General features: G+C 74.0%; 14 protein-coding genes and 1 pseudogene. 5 read left to right on the top strand and 10 right to left on the bottom strand.

Features of this window, described 5'->3' with window-relative positions:
• Positions 1–76 precede the first annotated feature (76 nt).
• The 4 genes and pseudogenes from nadC to OG711_RS22300 all read right to left on the bottom strand — a co-directional run.
• Positions 77–1,072 (bottom strand): annotated as a pseudogene (gene nadC, locus OG711_RS22315) (carboxylating nicotinate-nucleotide diphosphorylase); the annotation flags it as partial.
• 3 nt (positions 1,073–1,075) lie between these two features.
• Positions 1,076–3,187, bottom strand: a complete 2,112-nt coding sequence (locus tag OG711_RS22310; RefSeq protein WP_329563959.1) for an L-aspartate oxidase — start codon at positions 3,185–3,187, stop codon at positions 1,076–1,078.
• Positions 3,188–3,264: 77 nt separating this feature from the next.
• Positions 3,265–4,344: a pantoate--beta-alanine ligase gene (gene panC / locus OG711_RS22305; RefSeq protein WP_329560174.1), complete on the bottom strand. Its 1,080-nt coding sequence runs from the start codon at positions 4,342–4,344 to the stop codon at positions 3,265–3,267.
• Positions 4,341–5,261 (bottom strand): Rossmann-like and DUF2520 domain-containing protein, encoded by a 921-nt coding sequence (locus tag OG711_RS22300; protein ID WP_266516949.1) that lies wholly within the window; start codon positions 5,259–5,261, stop codon positions 4,341–4,343. The genes panC and OG711_RS22300 overlap by 4 nt, the downstream gene beginning before the upstream one ends.
• Positions 5,262–5,396: 135 nt before the next feature.
• Between OG711_RS22300 and OG711_RS22295 the strand changes: the two genes are divergently transcribed.
• Positions 5,397–6,629, top strand: coding sequence for a threonine aldolase family protein (locus OG711_RS22295; protein ID WP_329560173.1), 1,233 nt, complete (start codon positions 5,397–5,399; stop codon positions 6,627–6,629).
• Between the two features lie 28 nt (positions 6,630–6,657).
• On the opposite strand, the gene OG711_RS22290 is transcribed toward OG711_RS22295, so the two are convergent.
• Positions 6,658–6,921 carry a hypothetical protein gene (locus OG711_RS22290; protein WP_399504882.1) on the bottom strand — a complete coding sequence of 88 codons (264 nt, stop codon included), beginning with the start codon at positions 6,919–6,921 and terminating at the stop codon, positions 6,658–6,660.
• A gap of 158 nt (positions 6,922–7,079) precedes the next feature.
• On the opposite strand from OG711_RS22290, the gene OG711_RS22285 reads away from it, so the two are divergent.
• Positions 7,080–8,195, top strand: coding sequence for a DUF5937 family protein (locus tag OG711_RS22285; protein ID WP_329560172.1), 1,116 nt, complete (start codon positions 7,080–7,082; stop codon positions 8,193–8,195).
• Positions 8,196–8,344: 149 nt separating this feature from the next.
• Here the strand turns inward: OG711_RS22285 and OG711_RS22280 are convergent, their stop codons facing one another.
• Together OG711_RS22280 and OG711_RS22275 are read right to left on the bottom strand one after the other, a co-directional pair.
• Entirely contained in the window at positions 8,345–9,022 is a 678-nt protein-coding gene (locus OG711_RS22280; RefSeq protein ID WP_073795277.1) for a response regulator, read from the bottom strand.
• A gap of 147 nt (positions 9,023–9,169) precedes the next feature.
• Positions 9,170–10,396 (bottom strand): sensor histidine kinase, encoded by a 1,227-nt coding sequence (locus tag OG711_RS22275; RefSeq protein WP_073795280.1) that lies wholly within the window; start codon positions 10,394–10,396, stop codon positions 9,170–9,172.
• 303 nt (positions 10,397–10,699) lie between these two features.
• On the opposite strand from OG711_RS22275, the gene OG711_RS22270 reads away from it, so the two are divergent.
• On the top strand, positions 10,700–11,782 hold the full coding sequence (locus tag OG711_RS22270) for an SAM-dependent methyltransferase (RefSeq protein ID WP_329560171.1): 1,083 nt from the start codon (positions 10,700–10,702) through the stop codon (positions 11,780–11,782).
• Positions 11,783–11,794: 12 nt separating this feature from the next.
• Here the strand turns inward: OG711_RS22270 and OG711_RS22265 are convergent, their stop codons facing one another.
• Entirely contained in the window at positions 11,795–12,955 is a 1,161-nt protein-coding gene (locus OG711_RS22265) for an NADH-quinone oxidoreductase subunit D (RefSeq protein ID WP_073795581.1), read from the bottom strand.
• A gap of 40 nt (positions 12,956–12,995) precedes the next feature.
• On the opposite strand from OG711_RS22265, the gene OG711_RS22260 reads away from it, so the two are divergent.
• Together OG711_RS22260 and OG711_RS22255 are read left to right on the top strand one after the other, a co-directional pair.
• Complete coding sequence (locus OG711_RS22260; RefSeq protein WP_266516961.1) at positions 12,996–13,520, top strand: PH domain-containing protein; 525 nt, start codon at positions 12,996–12,998, stop codon at positions 13,518–13,520.
• 191 nt (positions 13,521–13,711) lie between these two features.
• Complete coding sequence (locus OG711_RS22255) at positions 13,712–15,019, top strand: PH domain-containing protein (protein WP_266518362.1); 1,308 nt, start codon at positions 13,712–13,714, stop codon at positions 15,017–15,019.
• 659 nt (positions 15,020–15,678) lie between these two features.
• On the opposite strand, the gene OG711_RS22250 is transcribed toward OG711_RS22255, so the two are convergent.
• Together OG711_RS22250 and OG711_RS22245 are read right to left on the bottom strand one after the other, a co-directional pair.
• Entirely contained in the window at positions 15,679–17,043 is a 1,365-nt protein-coding gene (locus OG711_RS22250) for a coiled-coil domain-containing protein (RefSeq protein ID WP_329560170.1), read from the bottom strand.
• A gap of 117 nt (positions 17,044–17,160) precedes the next feature.
• A complete protein-coding gene (locus OG711_RS22245; protein WP_329560169.1) occupies positions 17,161–18,234 on the bottom strand; it encodes an ABC transporter substrate-binding protein in 1,074 nt (357 codons plus the stop codon).
• Positions 18,235–18,338: the final 104 nt, after the last annotated feature.

Raw genomic sequence — 18,338 nt, 5'->3', positions numbered from 1 at the left:
ACTCCGCTCCGCTGTCGTGTGTCCCGCGCGTGGACGCGCCTGCCGTGCCCGGTGCCTGGTCCGGGGCGTCGCGCTCGTCGGGTGCCCGCAGGTCCAGGCCGATGTCCAGGATCGGCGCGGAGTGGGTGAGGGCGCCCACCGCGAGGAAGTCGACACCGGTGTCCGCGTAGGCGCGGGCGTTGCCGAGGGTGAGACGGCCCGAGGACTCCAGGAGCGCGCGGCCCTTCACCAGGGCGACGGCCTCCTCGGTCTCCCCGGGGGTGAAGTTGTCCAGCAGGATCAGATCGGCGCCCGCGTCGACCACCTCGCGCAACTGGTGCAGGGTGTCGACCTCGACCTCGACCGGCAGCTCGGGGAACGCCTCACGCACCAGCTTGAACGCCTGGGTGACGCCCCCGGCGGCGACCACGTGGTTGTCCTTGACCAGGGCCGCGTCGGACAGCGACATCCGGTGGTTGACGCCGCCGCCGCAGCGGACCGCGAACTTCTCCAGGGACCGCAGCCCCGGGGTGGTCTTGCGGGTGTCGCGGACCTTGGCCCCGGTGCCTTCCAGGAGGTCGGCCCACGCGCGCGTGGCCGTCGCGATGCCCGACAGACGGCACAGCAGGTTCAGCGCGCTGCGTTCGGCGGTCAGCAGGTCGCGGGTGCGGGTGGTGACGCTGAGCAGCGGCTGTCCGGCGGCCACCTGGTCGCCGTCCTCCACATGCCGCTCGACCTCGAACTCGTCGGTGCACACGAGCGACAGCACCGCCTCGGCGACCCGCAGCCCGGCGACGGTGCCCGCCTCCCGCGCGGTGAAGTCACCGGTCGCGACGGCGTCCTCGGGGATGGTGGCGACGCTGGTGACGTCCACCCCGCCCGCCAGGTCCTCCTCGACGGCCATGTGCGCGATGTCCTCGACCTCGATGGGATCGAGTCCGGCCGCGGCGATGAGTTCGGCGAGCGCCGGGTCGAGCCCGCACTCGTCGTCGTACGGGTCGTGGTCGGCGCTCCCGGGAGCGGCTCCCGCGCCGCAGCCGCAGCCGTCGCCGCAGCCTCCGTCCGGGACGAGGGGAAGGTCGGTGTCGCTCACGGCTCAGTGCTCCTGGGGACGGGCGGCGGTCGGGCGGTCGGCGGTGCTGGGGCCGTGCGGCGCCCCTGGGGAGGTGTCCGCCGGTGCGTGCGGCGGGGTCCCCGGCGGGGTGTTCCCGGTGCTCCCGGCGGGCGTCGGCCGCGCGGACGCGTCGTCGGCGGGCCCGGCCGGGGCGGTTCCCGCGCGCGGGGTCCCGGCGGGTGCGGCGTCAGCGTACGCGTCCGGGCGGGGCGGGGTTCCGTCGGGGACGGGCGCGAGCGCGGACGCGGGTCCGGGCGCCGGTGCGGGTTCGAGGGTCGGGGGGAAGTTCTCCGCGCGCGTGGTGGTGAGGGTGAGGGCCCGGTCGGCGGCGAGCCGGACGACGATGTGCCGGCGCCAGTCGTCGACGGCGTCGGCGTGGTCCTCCCGCCAGTGGCAGCCGCGGGTCTCCTCACGGCGCAGGGCCGCAGCGACGAGGACACGGGCGACGCACAGCAGGTTGGTGGTCTCCCAGGTGTCCACGCCGGGCTCGGCGGTCTTGCCGTGCTCCACGAGGTCGCCGCGGGCGGCGTCGTGGAGTTCCTGGAGCTGCGCGGCGGCACGGGCGAGCGACTTCGCCGAGCGGAGCACCCCGGCCCCGTCGGTCATGATCCGCTGGATACGGAACCGGGCGTCGGCGCCGAGCAGCGGGTACGCGGGCATGTCCGACCCGGCGGGTCCGTCGGTGTGCGCGGGTCCGTCGGCCCGCGTAGGTCCGTCGGTGTGCGTGCGTACGCCCGACTCGGCGGGTTCGTCCGGCCGCGTGGGTACGTCCGTGGGCGCGGGTAGGTCCGCGTCCGTGGGCGCGTCCGTGGGCGCGTCCGGGCGGGCCGTGGCGACGGGTACGCGCGCGGGGCGTCCGGCGGCGTCCGCGCGGACGATGTCGGCGGCGATCCGCTCGGCGTACACCAGCCCTTCGAGCAGCGAGTTGGACGCCAGCCGGTTGGCGCCGTGCACACCCGTGCAGGCGACCTCACCGCACGCGTAGAGGCCCGGCACGGTGGTGCGGCCGTCGGCGTCGGTACGGACGCCGCCGGAGGCGTAGTGGGCGGCCGGGGCGACCGGGACGGGCTCGGTGACCGGGTCCATGCCGTGGGCGCGGCAGGCGGCGAGGATCGTCGGGAAACGGCGCTCCCACATGTCCGCGCCGAAGTGCCGGGCGTCCAGGTACATGTGCTCGGTGCCCTGCTCGCGCATCCGCCGCATGATGCCCTTGGCGACGATGTCCCGGGGCGCCAGCTCGGCCAGTTCGTGCTGCCCCACCATGAAGCGCACCCCGTCGGCGTCGACCAGATGGGCGCCCTCACCGCGTACCGCCTCGGAGACCAGTGGCTGCTGGCCCTCCGCGTCCGGGCCGAGGAACAGCACCGTGGGGTGGAACTGCACGAACTCCAGATCGCTGACCTCGGCGCCCGCGCGCAGGGCCAGGGCGACCCCGTCGCCGGTGGACACGGCCGGGTTGGTGGTCGCGGAGTAGACCTGGCCCATCCCGCCGGTGGCGAGCACCACGGACGGCGCGTGGACGGCGCCCACGCCGTCGTGCTGGCCCTCGCCCATCACATGCAGGGTGACACCGGCCGCGTGGCCCTCGGCGTCGGTGAGCAGATCGAGGACGAGCGCGTTCTCGACGGTCGGTATCCCGCGCGCGCGGACGGCGTCCACCAGGGCGCGGGAGATCTCCGCGCCGGTCGCGTCGCCGCCCGCGTGGGCGATGCGGCGGCGGTGGTGGCCGCCCTCCCGGGTCAGCGCCAGTCCGCCGTCGGCGGACTCGTCGAAGTGCGCGCCGGTGTCGATGAGCCTGCGGACGGCGTCGGGGCCCTCGGTGACCAGCAGTCGTACGGCGTCCTCGTCGCACAGGCCCGCGCCCGCCACCAGGGTGTCGTCGAGGTGCTGCTGCGGGGTGTCGCCGTCGCCGAGGGCCGCCGCTATGCCGCCCTGCGCCCAGCGGGTCGAACCGGCGTCCAGCCTGGCCTTGGTGACCACGACGGTCTCCAGCCCGGCGGCGGCGCAGCGCAGCGCGGCGGTGAGCCCGGCGACTCCGGAGCCCACCACGACGACGTCGGCGGCGAGGGACCAGCCGGGCGCCGGGGCGTGCAGGGCGACACCGGTGGCCGGGCCGCCGGTGCCGGTGGGCGCGCCATGGCCGGTGCCGGTGTCTCGGTGGGCTGCGCGGGTCACGAGGCGGCTCCCTGGGTGTCGGGCCCGCCGAAGGACGCGGGCGTCCCGAAGGTGAGGGGCAGGTTGTCGATGAGCCGGGTGGTGCCGACCCGCGCGGCGACCGTGAGCACGGCGTCACCGGTGTACGTGTCGGGGACCTCGGTGAAGTCGGACGGGTCGACCAGCGCCAGGTAGTCGAGGGTGAGGGGCGGCCGGAGGCGGGTGGCGGCGTCCAGGACGATGCCGGCCGCCGCGCGCACCGCCGCGGGGGCGCCCGGCGCGACCTGGGCGACGGCGTGCGCGTCGGCCGCGGCACGGGACTCCCCCAGCGCTCCGAGGGCCTCGGCACGCGCGTGCGTGGCGGGCGCGAGCTCGGCACGGGCCCGCAGGGCCTCCTGCGCGGCGTGCCGGTCACGGCCCGCGAACAGGGCCTGCGACAGCGACAGGGCCGTCCGGCGCTCGGCCGGGGAGAGGTAGCGGTTGCGGCTGGACATCGCCAGGCCGTCGGCCTCCCGGACGGTGGGCACGCCGACGATCTCCACGCCGAAGTTCAGGTCCCGCGACATACGCCGGATGAGGGCGAGCTGCTGGGCGTCCTTCTGCCCGTACAGCGCCACGTCGGGGCGGGTGAGGTGCAGCAGCTTCGCGACGACCGTCAGCATCCCGTCGAAGTGGCCGGGCCGGGACGCGCCCTCCAGCCGCTCCCCCATCGGTCCCGCCGACACGCGGACCTGGAGTGCGCCGCCCGGGTAGACCTCGTCCGCCGACGGGGCGAGGACGATGTCCGCGCCCGCCCGTCCGGCGAGCTCCACATCGGCGTCCAGGGTGCGCGGATAGCGGTCCAGGTCCTCGCCCGCGCCGAACTGGAGCGGGTTGACGAAGACGGTGACCACGACCTCGCCGCCGGGGCCGACCCGCTCCCTCGCGGTGCGGATCAGGGTCGCGTGGCCCTCGTGGAGGGCGCCCATCGTCATCACGACGGCCCGGCGGGGAGCGGCGGGCACGCGCGCGGGGGCGTCAATGCCGCCCCCGCCTGCACCGGTACCGGTCGCCGGGGTGTGCAACCGCTCCGCGGTGCGCAGCAGGCGAACGCTCATGTCGCGGGCCCTTCCGGGTCTCCGCCGAGGACGCCGAGCAGGTCCTCGGCGAGTTCGGGCTTCAGGGTGCCGTGGGCGAGCGCCCGGTCGGCGGTGGCGCGGGCCATCGCCAGATATCCGGCGACCATCCCGGGGGCGTGCGCGCGCAGTTCGGTGACATGCGCGGCGACCGTACCGGCGTCCCCGCGCGCGACGGGGCCGGTCAGGGCGGCGTCCCCGGAGCGCAGGGCGTTGTCGAGGGCCGCGCCGAGCAGCGGGCCGAGCATCCGGTCGGGGGCGGCGACCCCCGCCTCGCGCAGCAGCTCCATGGCCTGCGCGACCAGGGTGACCAGGTGGTTCGCGCCGAGCGCGAGGGCCGCGTGGTACAGCGGCCGGGACTCCTCGGCGATCCACTCGGGCTCGCCGCCCATCTCGATGACCAGGGCCTCGGCGGCCATCCGCAGTTCGTCGGGCGCGGTGACCCCGAAGGAGCATCCGGCGAGGCGCTGCACGTCCACGGCGGTGCCGGTGAACGTCATCGCGGGGTGCAGGGCCAGCGGCAGCGCCCCCGCGCGCAGCGCCGGGTCGAGCACCTTGGCGCCGTACCGTCCGGAGGTGTGCGCGATGAGCTGACCGGGGCGGACGGCGCCGGTGTCGGCGAGCCCTTCCACGAGTCCGGGCAGCGCGTCGTCCGGGACGGTCAGCAGGACCAGGTCCGCGCGCGCCAGGACCTCCGCGGGCGACACCAGCGGCACATCGGGCAGCAGTTGGGCCGCGCGGCGCACCGAGGTCTCGGAGACCCCGGAGACGGCTACCGGGCGGTGTCCGGCGAGCTGGAGCGAGGCGGCCAGCACGGGACCCACCCGGCCGGCTCCGACGACGCCCACCGACAGGCGCGCGGGGCGGTCCCTGGGGTCGGGGGGGTGAGGTGTGTTCACGCGACGACGGCCTTCCGTTCCAGTCCGCTCGGGGTACCGGACGATTTCTCGTCATGCTAACGCGATTGCCCCCGGCGGCCCCGCGTTGTCCACAGGCTGTGGGCAGCCGCACACCCGTACGCCATGATCGGCCCCATGGACTCATCGACCGAGCCCCCGGACGGGGCCGTGGAGGAAGCCGGGGAGCTGTCCCAGGCCCGCCGGAGGGCCGCGTTCCGCGGTGCCGCGCGGACCCTGTGGCGCCCCGGCACGGACGCCACCCTGGCCGAGCGGCTGGCGGAGCTCACCGGGACGGCGGGCGACAGCCACGATCTGTCCGACGGGGTCGACGTGTACGGCGACGGGGTGGTCGCCGCCCTGGAGGGCCGGGTCGCCGAGCTGCTGGGCACGGAGGCCGCGGCGTTCTTCCCGACCGGCACGATGGCGCAGCAGGTCGCGCTGCGCTGCTGGGCGGCCCGGACGGGCAACCCTGTGGTGGCGCTGCATCCGCTCGCCCATCCGGAGGTGCACGAACGGGACGCGCTGAGCGTGCTGAGCGGTCTGCGGACCGTCCATCCGACCACCGAGCGGCGCCAGCCCACGGCCGACGAGATCAGGGACCTGGACGAGCCGTTCGGCACGCTCATGCTGGAACTGCCCCTGCGGGAAGCGGGTTTCCTGCTGCCCACCTGGGACGGGCTGAACGACCTGGTGGACGCCGCCCGCGCGCGGGACGCCGTCGTCCATCTCGACGGGGCGCGGCTGTGGGAGTGCGCGCCGCACTTCGGGCGGTCCCTGCGGGAGGTGGCCGCGCTCGCGGACAGCGTGTACGTGTCGTTCTACAAGTCGCTGAACGGCATCGGGGGCGCCGCGCTGGCCGGTCCCGCGTCGCTGGTCGACGAGGCACGCGCGTGGCGGCACCGTTACGGCGGCCAGGTCTTCCAGCAGTTCCCGACGGCCTTGTCCGCGCTCGCCGGACTGGACCGTGAACTGCCCCGGCTGCCGGAGTACGTGGCCCACGCGCGCACGGTGGCCGACGCGCTGCGCACCGGCCTCACCCGCGCGCGGGTGCCGTGGTTCCGGGTCCATCCGGAGGTCCCGCACACCCATCAGTTCCAGGTGTGGCTCCCTTACGACGCGGACACGCTCACCCGGGCCGCGGTGCGCCAGGCGGAGGAGACCGGTACCGCCCTGTTCCGCGGCTGGCACCCGGGGGCGGCGCCGGGCCTGTCGGTGACCGAGGTGACGGTCGCGGGGCCGGGGACGGAATGGACCCCGGCGGACGTGGTCCGGGCGGTGGCCGGGTTCGTCGCCCGGGTGCCCGTACCGGCGTCCGTGCCCGTGCCCGTACCCGGGCCGGACGGGGAAGCGGGGCCGGGGCCGGGGTAGCCGGGACCGGTCGCGGGCGGACGGCCGCTCAGGCGGACGTACCGCGGCGGCGGGCGAACGGCCGCAACAGCGCGGCCAGGGCGTGGCGCCGGCGGCGCCGGGCCGGGCGGCCCTGGACGACCGCGTCGAAGCGGCCGTGGTCGCGCAGTTCCCGGACGGTCCGCCAGTCGTGGCGGCCGGGAGCCGGAGGCGGCGGTTCGCCCCGCTGACGGGCCCGGTAGAGGTCCAGTGCGTACTGCTGGGTGAGGCTCATGACGTACCCCTCGTTCGTGGGCCGCTCGTGCCCGGCCATGGCGTCCTACCGGCATACCGAAATGGCGGTTATCCACCGATTCGCCGGATCGGTCCCGACGTGTTCAACAGTGCGCCGCCACCGGCGTCCGGTCACGCCGATTGACGCGGGCCGTCAATCGGCGGGGCGTTGTCGGTGGCCGGGTGCACCATGAGGACATGAGCGTGCGTATCGACATCGCGGGGCTGCCCCAGGAGCGGATCGTCTTCGAGGCGTCCCCGCTCGCCGAGCTGGGGCTCGCCCTGCACGCGCTCGCCGAGCCGGGCCACCATCCGGGGCTGCACGGCTGGGCGACGGCCACGGCCGCGTCGCTCAAGCCCGATCTGGCGGACCGGCTGTGCGAGGCGGACTTCCTGTGGCGTACGACGTTCTCGGACATCTTCATGGCGTTCGCGGGTCTGCCCGACGGCTCGGGCCGACCGGGGGCGACGCTCGCGGAGGAGCTGGACGTCCTGGACCGGGTGCCCGACGAACGGTTCGTCGACGCCGCCCTTGAGTTCACGTGCAGCCACAGCTACGACGTGGGCAAGCCGTCCCCGCTCATCGATCCGGACCGGCGGGCGCAGGTCATGGAGCTGGCGGCGACCCGGGGCCCCCAGCAGGTCGACTTCGCGCGGCGGCTGCTGACGGACCCGGCGGATGTCCGCGCGTGGGTGCGCAGACTGCTGGAGGACTGCGACGAGGCGTTCTTCGCCGACACCTGGCGCCGGGTGCAAGGCCAGCTCGTGGCCGACGCCCGCCACAAGACGGAGCTCCTGCGGCACAAGGGCCTGCCGGAGGCGGTCGCGGCGGTCTCCCCGGCCCTCTCGGTGGACGACGACCGCAGACGGCTCACGGTCGACAAGCTCGCCCACGGCACCACCACCGCGGTGGACCCGGCCGTGGGTCCCGGGCTGGTCTTCATCCCCTCGCACTTCGGCTGGCCGCATCTGCTGGCGCTGCACGCCCCCGGCTGGCGGCCGGTCGTCCAGTACCCGGTCTCGGCGGGCGAGCTGCCCGCGCCGCCGGTGGAGCTGCTGGAGCGGCGGCTGGAGGCCCTGTCCCACCCGATCAGGCTGCGCATCTGCCGCAACATCGCCCGCTCCCCGTACACGACCGGCGAGCTGGCCTACGCGCTCGGTATCAGCGCGCCCGAGGTCTCCCGTCATCTCGCGGTGCTGAAGAAGGCCGGACTGATCAGCACCCGTCGGCGCGGACGCTATGTGCTGCACCAGCTCGACGTGACCGTCGTGGCGCGCCTCGGTTCGGACTTCCTGGAGGGCATCCTGCGCTGACCGGAGCGGGACGGGTCGCGAAGGGGACGGGCTGGTGGGTCGCTCGCACCTGGAGGTGCGGCACCGCCCTTCCAGGTGCGCGGCGGCGCGTCCTTGCCGCCGAGAAGCCGCGGGGCGCCCCGGTCAGGGGCCCTCCCGCGCGGGGTGCTTCAGTGGGCGCCGCCTCCGGCGCGCACCAGGCCCGTCTCGTAGGCGAGGACGACGACCTGTACCCGGTCACGCAGTCCGAGCTTGGTGAGGATGCGTCCCACATGGGTCTTCACCGTGGCCTCGGACAGCACCAGACGGGCCGCGATCTCGCCGTTGGACAGCCCCTGGGCGACCAGCATCATGACCTCGCGTTCCCGCTCGGTGAGCCGCTCCAGCCGCTTGTGCTGGGGCTGCACGCCGGTCGCCGGGAGCATCGGCGCGAAGCGGTCCAGCAGCCGCCGGGTGGTCGACGGGGCGACCACGGCGTCACCGCTGTGCACGGACCTGATCGCGGCGAGCAGCTCACCGGGGGGCACGTCCTTGAGCATGAACCCGGACGCCCCGGCCTTCAGCCCGGAGAAGGCGTACTCGTCGAGGTCGAACGTGGTCAGGATGAGGACCTTCGGGGGGTCCTGGTCCGCGCAGATCCGGCGGGTGGTCTCCACACCGTCCAGCTTGGGCATGCGGACATCCATGAGGACGACGTCGACCTCGGCGCCGCGCAGCACCTGGAGGGCCTCGACCCCGTCGCCCGCTTCCGCGACGACCTCCATGTCCGGCTGGGCGGCGAGCACCATCCGGAAGCCGGTGCGCAGAAGCACCTGGTCGTCGACGAGCATCACCCGGATCGAGGACATGGGGCATTCCCTTCCTGTACGGACCTGTACAGGTCCGTGGAGACCTGTATGGACCTGAGCGGACCTGAGCCGATCTCCGGGCGGCCACGGGGCCACCGGGATCGCGCGGTGTGGGCAGAAGTGTGTGCGGCGGGGGACGGACGTCCCTCAGTGTGCGGGTTTCAGGGGGAGCAGGACACTGATCCGGAAACCTCCGCCCGGCCGGGGGCCCGCGTCCAGGGTTCCGCCGACCATGCCGACGCGTTCGCGCATCCCGATGAGGCCGTGGCCCTGGCCGTCGGCGCCGCCCTCCTCGTACAGCTCGTGGGGCGCCCCCTTGCCGTCGTCCTCGACGAGCAGGCCGAGGCCGTCGTCGAAGTAGACCAGGCGCACGCTCGCGCCGGTGTTGGGGCCGCCGTGCTTACGGGTGTTCGTCAGGGCTTCCTGGACGATGCGGTAGGCGGTCAGCTCGACCCCGCTGGGCAGCGGGCGGGGGGTGCCCTCGACCTTGAAGTCGACGGGGAGCCCCGAGGTGCGGACCTGCTCGATCAGATCGTCGAGCTGCTCGACATCGGGCTGCGGGACGTACTCGCCGGACTCCTCGGGTTCCCCGGTGCGCAGCACGCCGAGCAGCCGGCGCATCTCCGCGAGGGCCTGCCGGCCGGTGCCGGAGATGGTCTCCAGCGCCTTGCGGGCCTGATCGGGGGCGGCGTCGAGGACATAGGCGGCGCCATCGGCCTGGACCACCATCACGGACACGTTGTGCGCGACGACATCGTGCAGCTCACGCGCGATACGCGCACGCTCGGCGGCCACGGCGACCTTGGACTGTGCCTCGCGTTCCCGCTCCAGCCGGGCCGCGCGCTCCTCCAGCTGCGCCAGATAGGCGCGCCGGGTGCGGATCGAGTCACCGAGCACCCAGGCGAGCGCGAACGGCACCATCATGAAGATCGTGAAGAACACCGAGCGGACGATGTCCGTCGCGGGGTCCGGCCAGCGGAGCATCGACAGCGGCGCGGCGGCGAACCCCGCGATCAGCGCGAAGCGGGACGCCCAGGCCACCCCGTCCGCCGCCACCGTGTAGACGATCACGAGCAGCGCGAAGTCGGACAGCATCGTGGGCACGTCGATCGCGATCTGCGCGAGACCGGTCAGCGTGGCGAGGACCAGCATCCGCTCGGGCCAGCGGCGGCGCAGCGCGACGACCAGGGACAGCGCCACGGTGACGAGCAGGGAGGGGACGCCCAGCACGGCCCCGGGGGGCTCCTCCGCCAGCGCCTCGGGGTTGTTCCTCGCACTGATCAGGGCAGCGCAGTTCAGACCCAGCAGGACGACGGCCCAGAAGGAGTCGACACCGGTCGGGTGTCTGCGGAGGAAGTCATAGACGCGCTGCACGTAACCCAGGGTAGGTACGCGTGCGGGGCGTGGGGGTCAACCGGAGGATCGATCCGAATCGTCCGCTTGTACTCCCCTAGGTGGATACGGCACCGTCCGCGGCGGTCGGTGAGGGCCCTTCCGACGCCGGTCACCCCTCGCCGGCCTCCCCCGGTCCGGCGCACCCCCACGTCCGCGCTCAGGGCCTCGCCACGTCCCGGGTCCAGGGGCCTCGCCAGGCGAGCGCCTCCGGGAACGGGGCCTCACCACGTCCCGGGTCCAGGGGGAGCGCCTCCGGGGACGGGGCCTCGCTAGGCTGGGACGGTGCGGGAAGAGACAGCGGCGGGCCAGGAAGGCCCTGACGGGCCCGGGGAGGCCGACGGGGCCACCGGGCCGCCCGGGTGGCGGGAGGCGGCCGAGCGGGCGCTCTACGGCCCTTCGGGCTTCTACCGGCGGCCGGAGGGCCCCGCCGGGCACTTCCGCACCTCCGTGCACGCCTCCCCGCTGTTCGCCGGGGCCGTCGCCCGTCTGCTGTGCCGTGTCGACACCGTCCTGGGGCACCCTGCGGAGCTGGCCTTCGTGGACATGGCCGCGGGCCGGGGCGAACTGGTGACGGGTGTGCTGGCTGCGCTGCCCGCAGAGGTGGTCGCACGGGTACGGGCGGTCGCGGTGGAGCACGCGGACCGCCCGGCCGTCCTGGACGGCCGGATCGAGTGGCTGCCCGAGCCGCCGTCCGGCACCCGCGGACTGCTGTTCGCCAACGAGTGGCTGGACAACGTCCCCCTGGACGTGGCCGAGACCGACACCGACGGGACACTGCGCCGGGTGCTGGTCGCCCCGGACGGCGGTGAGCACCTGGGCGCGCCGCTGACGGGTGCCGACACCGACTGGACGGCCCGCTGGTGGCCGCTGCCCGCCGACCCCGACGGGCGGCCGGAGCCCGGCCTGCGGGTCGAGATCGGGCACCCCAGGGACACCGCCTGGGCCGCCGCCGTGGCCACCCTGGCGGCCGGGCTCGCGGTCGCCGTCGACTACGCCCACGAGCGGACCGCACGGCCGCCCTTCGGCACGCTCACGGGCTTCCGCGCGGGCCGTGAGGTGCCGCCGGTGCCCGACGGGTCCTGCGACATCACCGCGCATGTGGCGCTGGACGCGTGCGCGCTGCCGGGCGCCGAACGGACCACGCAGCGCACCGCGCTGCACGCGCTCGGGGTGGCGGGCGCCCGCCCGTCGCCGTCCCTGGCGGCCACCGATCCGGCCCGGTACGTACGGGCCCTCGCGCGCGCGGGTGAGGCCGCCGAACTGACGGCCCGGGGCGGGCTCGGGGACTTCGGATGGCTGCTCCAGCCGGTGGGCGTCCCCGCCGGACTCCTGCGGCCCGAACCGGCGGCCCAGGACCCCCGCTAGCGCGGTCGGCCGCTACTTGTCGATGTCCCCGACGACGAAGAACAGCGACCCCAGGATGGCCACCATGTCCGCCACCAGGGTGCCCGGCAGCAGTTCCGCCAGGGCCTGGATGTTGTTGTACGACGCGGAGCGCAGCTTCAGCCGGTACGGGGTCTTCTCCCCCTTCGACACCAGGTAGTAGCCGTTGATACCGAGCGGGTTCTCGGTCCACGCGTAGGTGTGGCCCTCGGGCGCCTTGAGCACCTTGGGCAGCCGCTGGTTGACCGGGCCCGGCGGCAGCTCCACGATCCGGTCGAGACAGGCGTCGGCGAGGTCGAGGGCGTTGTGGGTCTGGTCCAGCAGGCACTCGAAGCGGGCCAGGCAGTCGCCCTCCTCGCGCGTGACGACCCGCAGGACGTCACCCAGCTCCCCGTACGCCAGATAGGGCTCGTCCCGGCGCAGGTCGAAGTCGACGCCCGACGCGCGCGCGATGGGGCCGCTCACCCCGTACGCGTGCACCGCCTCCGGAGTGAGGACGCCGACGCCCCGGGTGCGTCCCCGGAAGATCTCGTTGCCGAGCACCAGCCGGTCGTACACGTCCATCCGGGACCGCACCGACGCGACGGCCTCCCGCGCGCGGGACGTCCACCCGGCGGGCACGTCCTCCTTGAGGCCGCCGACCCGGTTGAACATGTAGTGCATCCGGCCGCCGGAGACCTCCTCCATGACGGTCTGGAGCTCCTCGCGCTCCCGGAAGGCATGGAACACCGGGGTGATCCCGCCCAGCTCCAGCGGGTACGAACCCAGGAACATCAGATGGTTCAGCACCCGGTTCAGCTCGGCGAGCAGCGTACGGGTCCACACCGCGCGCTCGGGGACCTCCATCCCGAGCATGCGCTCCACCGCGATGACGACGCCCAGCTCGTTGGAGAAAGCGGACAGCCAGTCGTGGCGGTTGGCCAGCATCACGATCTGGCGGTAGTCACGCGCCTCGAAGAGTTTCTCCGCGCCCCGGTGCATGTACCCGACGACCGGCTCGGCGTGCCGGATCACCTCACCGTCCAGGACCAGCCGCAGCCGCAGCACCCCGTGGGTCGACGGATGCTGGGGACCGATGTTGAGCACCATGTCGGTGCTCTCCGCCGCACCGCCGATACCGACCACGGTCTCCGTCGGCCCGGTCACGGGCGTCATGGGTGTCATGCGCACAGTCTCCCTTACGTACGCTTGCGTCATGGATACGGGGAGCGCGGAAGGAACCGGGGTCGCGGGCCCGGCGGAGGAGACCGCCGGGGGTGAGCCGGTGTGGACGGGGCTGCCGCCCGGACTGCTGCGGATGCGGCGGCTGCTGCTCGTGGTGTGGATGGTGCCGCTGACGGCGGCCACGGGGGTGCTCCTCGGGCTGTTCGCGGGCACCGGCTGGGCCGCCTTCGCCGCGCTGCCGCTGGCGGTGCTGCTGTGGGGCTGGCCGATGCTGGGCCGCAACTGGCGCTCCTGGCGGTACGCGGAACGCGCCGACGACCTGCTGATCAGCCGGGGTGTGCTCTGGCACGAGCAGACCATCGTGCCGTACGGGCGGATGCAGCTCGTCGAGGTCACGTCCGGACCCGTCGAGCGGTACTTCGGGCTGGCCAGTGTGCAACTGCACACGGCCGCCGCCGCGAGCGACGCCCGTATCCCCGGGCTGCTGCCCGAGGAAGCGGAACGGCTGCGTGACCGGCTCACCGAGCTGGGCGAGGCACGATCGGCGGGCCTGTGAGTGCGCCGGGGTCCGACGACGGGACCGGGCGGACCGTAGCCGGGGCCACCGGAGCCACCGGGGGCGGGGAAGCCCTCACGACCCCTCCAGGCGGCCCGGAGGCCCTCGCGGGCGCTCCCGGGAGCCCGGACGGGTCCACGGCCCCCCACCGGACCGTGAAGGCCCCGGACGGGGCCACCACCGGCAACTCCGTGACGGGCGGCGCGGGCATCGCCGTCGGCGAGCGGCGCCTGCACCCCATAACCCCGCTGCGGCGGGCCTGGGCGCCCATAGCGATCCTCGTCGGATGGGCCGTCCACGACCCCGACGGCGCCCAGCGCCAGGTCACCTCCCTCGCCACGACGACCCTGCTGCTCGGCCTCGCCGGACTGCTCGTGTCAGCCGCCCTGTACGGCTTCCTGACCTGGTGGTTCACCTACTTCGCGGTCACCGACACCGAGCTGCGCATCCGTACCGGACTGCTCTTCAGACGCACCGCGCACATCCGCCTCGACCGCATCCAGGCCGTGGACGTGACCCAGCCGCTGCTCGCCCGGGTCATCGGTGTCTCCAAGCTGAAACTCGACGTCGTCGGCACGGAGAACAAGGACGAGCTGGCGTTCCTCGGCGCCGACGAGGCCCGCGCGCTGCGCGCCGAACTCCTCGCCCGCGCGGCCGGCTTCGCGCCGGAGACCGCGCACGAGGTCGGGGAGGCACCGGTACGTGAGCTGGTCCGGGTGGCGCCCCGGATGCTGGCCGTCTCCTTGCTGCTGAGCGGTGGGCCCTGGCTGGCGCTGCTGGGCGCGGTCGCCGTACCGGCGTTCCTGTGGTTCCTCACCCACAACGTGTGGACGGTCCTCGCCACCGCGCTCCCCCTCGTGGGCGCCGCGGTCACCAGCAGCGCGGGACGCTTCATCAAGGAGTACGACTGGACCGTCGGCGAGTCGCCCGACGGGCTGCGCATCGACCACGGTCTGCTCGACCGGATGCACGAGACGGTGCCGCCCGGCCGGGTGCAGACGGTACGCATCGAGGAGCCGCTGATGTGGCGGCGGCGCGACTGGGTGCGGGTCGAGCTGGATGTCGCGGGCTCCACCAACTCCGTGCTGATCCCCGTCGCCCCGCGCGCGCTTGCCGTCGGCATCATCGCGCGCGTGCTGCCCGGTGTGACCGTCCCCGAGTCGCTGTCCCGGCCGCCGCGCAGGGCACGCTGGTGCGTGCCGCTGTGGTGGCGTGGCTACGGTTTCGCCGTCACGGACACCGTGTTCGCCTCCCGGCACGGGCTGCTGCGCCGCAGTCTGTCGCTGGTGCCGCACGCGAAGGTGCAGAGTGTGCGGCTGCTCCAGGGGCCCTGGCAGCGGGTGCACGGGGTGGCCGACGTGCATGTGGAGACCGGGGCGAACAACACGGTTCCCGCGCGGATGCGGGATCTGGACGAGGCGCGGGCGCTGTTGGCCTCGCAGGCCGAGCGGTCCCGGACGAGCCGGAAGGCCGCCCGCCCGGACCGCTGGATGTCCTGACGGGCCGCCTCTTGGCTCGCGCGGGGTTGCTCACGCCGCGGGGTTCCTGTGCGGGGCGTACTTGTTCCCGCACAGGTCGTCCGTGGGTGCGCAGTTCCCCGCGCCCCTATGGGGCGCACCTGGCCGGTTCTCCGGGTCGGTGCCGGTCGGGATTCTCCGTCCTCGCTCCAACGCGCTCGGTACGACGTCCAGTGGCGGTATTGGTGGCGTCGGAGTCTGCGGGCAGAGATTCCCGCCCACCCCCTTACGCAGCCATGCGACTGCGCGAGGAGGGGGGGTTCAACCCCGGCCCCGGTTGATGCCGGCCGCAGACCGACCCCACCCGCAGCCTGAGAACAGCCCCAGGAGGCGCCCCCGAAGGGGCGCGGGGAACTGCGCACCCGACGAGCGACGGCACAGGAACAAGTGCGCTCAGCCGGACAGACCCAGGGGCGCGGGGAACTGCGCGAGCAACCAAGGACCACCCGCAGCCGAACGGGAACCGCAAGAGGCGCGACCCCAGGGGCGCGGGGAACTGCGCACCCACGTGAGTGCCCGCACGGGAACAGGTGCGCCCAGGAATGGAACCCTAGGGGCGCGGGGAACTGCGCACCCACGAGCGACCTGTGCAGGGACAAGTAGGCCCACCCGGGAAGACCTCAAAAGCGCAAGCGAAGGCGTCACGCCTGGAGGGCCGAGCGGAGTCCCTGGATGTCGATCGGTTCGGTCTCGTCATGGGCGGTCAGGTCGACGACCTGCCCCACCCCCGTCACCGCCGCACCGGACCGCTTGAAGCCCGCCTCCGACTCGGCCTTGTGCAGCGCCAGGGCCTCCTCGCCGACGACATCCGCGAGGTCCTCGTTCTGCACGGCCTCCAGAGCCGCCGCCTCGGGCTCGCCCTTGGCACCGAAGAAGTCGAAGCCCCCCGGAGCGGGCCGCCGACGGGCGGGAGCGGGCGGCACCACGGCGGCGGCCGTGGGGACGTTGAAGTGTCCGGCGCTGTCGGCTGCGGCGACCGTACGCGCGTACCCGTCGGCCGCCGGGGCCTTCCCCCGGCCCTCACCCTCCTTCGCCGGGTGAGCGCCGTCGGGGGTCGCCCGGCCCGCCGCCTTCGACGCGGGGCTCTCGGAGCCGCCCTGCCGGGGCACGGAACGGTTGCCCGGCACCACGGTGGCCCGGCCGCCGGTGGGGGCGGTCGCGGGACGGGGCCCGCTGCGGGGACGCGGAGCGGCCCGCGTACCGGAACCGTCCCGGGCGGACCCGGGACCGGAGCCGTCCCGGGGGGCGGGAGCGTCAGGGGCCTTGGGCGCGGACGCCTCGACGGGGCCCGCGGTGGCGGGCCCGGCGGACGCCCCGTCCGATGCCCCCTCAGATGCCTCGGCAGGCGGTCCGTCCGATGCCTCGGCAGGCGGTCCGGTGGGCAGCGCACGGCCACCACCGGCATCCGTACCGCGCCCCAGCCGGTCGAGGGCGGAGTTGGCGCGCAGATACAGCGCGCCGGTCGCCACCGGCGCGGCGGGCTCGACGCGCGACGGCTCGGCGTCGTCATCCGCGGGCACGGGTGCCGCGGCCTCGGCGGTCCCCGGGACCGCGGCCTCTATCGCGAGCCTGCGCCGCCCCTCCAGGGCGCTCGCGCGCTCGGTCTCGGCGGTGGCGTACCGGCGCAGCAGCGCGGCGTGCTCGCCGCGCAGGGCGGCCAGTTCGGTGCGTTTGGCGCGCAGCTTCAGTTCCAGCTTGCCGCGCGCCGCGCGCGACTCCTCCAGATCGGACTCGACCTCGGCGACACGTTCCTCGAAACGCCACTCGTCGCCCGCGCGCGCACGGAGCAGCTCCGCGACCCGTCTGCCCGCGACCAGGTCCCAGCGGCGCATCACGACGGAGCCCACGACGGCCGCCGCCCCCGCGCCCGCCGCGAGCCCGCGCAGGATCGCGGTATCGGAGAAGAACCAGGCGCTGGAGGCGCAGACGACGGAGACTCCGGCGATCACCGAGGGAGGGAGCAGCCGGTGCAGGGGTGGTGAATGACGGTGACGTCCACGTGGCATGGCCAGAAACTTACCGCGCGTAGGTGAATGTTGCTGCCCCGCGTACGGGAGAATCCGGCCGACGTACGCCCTTTACCTCACCGGTCGGCCCCCGGTCTCTTCTTCGGCGGGTCCCGGCTACTTCTTCAGCAGCCCCTTCGACTCCAGATAGTCCTTCGCCACATCCGCTTCCTTCTGGCGCTCGGAGTCGACCTTGCGGTTGAGCTCCACAAGATCATCGGTGGTGAGCGCGTCGGTCAACTTCGCGAGTGCGTCGGCGATCTCTTTGCCGCCGGCGTCCTTCGCGTTCACCACGGGAAGGATGTTGTCGGCGTTCTGAAGCTTCTTGTCGTCCTCCAGCAGGACGAGTCCGAAGCTGTCGAGAGTGGCGTCGGTCGTGGTGGTCAGGACCAATTGGTCCTGACCGTTCTTCACGGCCTGCTTCGACTGGACCGTGCCGACGCCCTTGGGATCGACGCCGGTCACGTCGATGCCGTACGTCTTCTTGAGGCCGGGCGCGCAGAAGGGCCGCACCTCGCATTCGTCCCCGGCCGCGATCTTGACCTTCTCGCCCGACTTCCCCAGATCCGAAAGCGTCTTGAGGCCGTGCTCCTTCGCGAATTCGGCGCTGACGGCGAACGCGTTCTGGTCGACGGCCTTCCCGGCGGGCAGCACCTTCAGGCCGCGCGGTTCGGCGAGCTTCTCCAACGCGGCGACCGTCGCGGCGACATCACTGGACGCCACCGGCTCGGCGTCCGGCCCGTTCTTGGCGGCGTTCAGGAATTCGGCGAGCGTCGCCGCGTATTCGGGGACGACGTCGATCGAGCCCTTCTCCAGCTCGGGTTCGTAGATCTCGCGGTTCTCGACGGACTTCACGGAGGCGTCGAATCCGGCGTCGTCCAGGATCTGCTTGTAGAGCTGCGCGAGAACCTTCGCCTCGGTGAATCCGGCCGCGCCGACCACCAGGGAGCCCTTCTTGGCGTCGCCGCCGCTTTCGCCGTCCTCCAGGCTGTCCCCGCCGCAGGCCGCGAGGGAGACGGTCAGGGCGACGGCGGCGAGGGTCGCCACGGCGGTCCGCCGACCTCTGCGTGGGGTGCCGCCGCGCCCGCGCCCCTTGCCGAGGGGCGCGGCGCCGGTCCGTGCGCCGCCCGTGGTTCCGTCCTCGTACGCCGCGTGGTGCGCGCCGTCGTACGCGGTGCTGTCGTTGTTCATCGCCGACCGTCCGTTCGGGAGTGGGTGTGTGTCAGTCGTTCGTGACGGCGGGCACACACGCGTGCCCGCCGCCTTGCCGTACGGCGTCCTGCGGCCGTACGGCG

It is taken from the genome of Streptomyces uncialis, assembly GCF_036250755.1.
Lineage (GTDB): Bacteria > Actinomycetota > Actinomycetes > Streptomycetales > Streptomycetaceae > Streptomyces > Streptomyces uncialis.
This window is presented reverse-complemented; position numbering and strand designations above follow the sequence as displayed.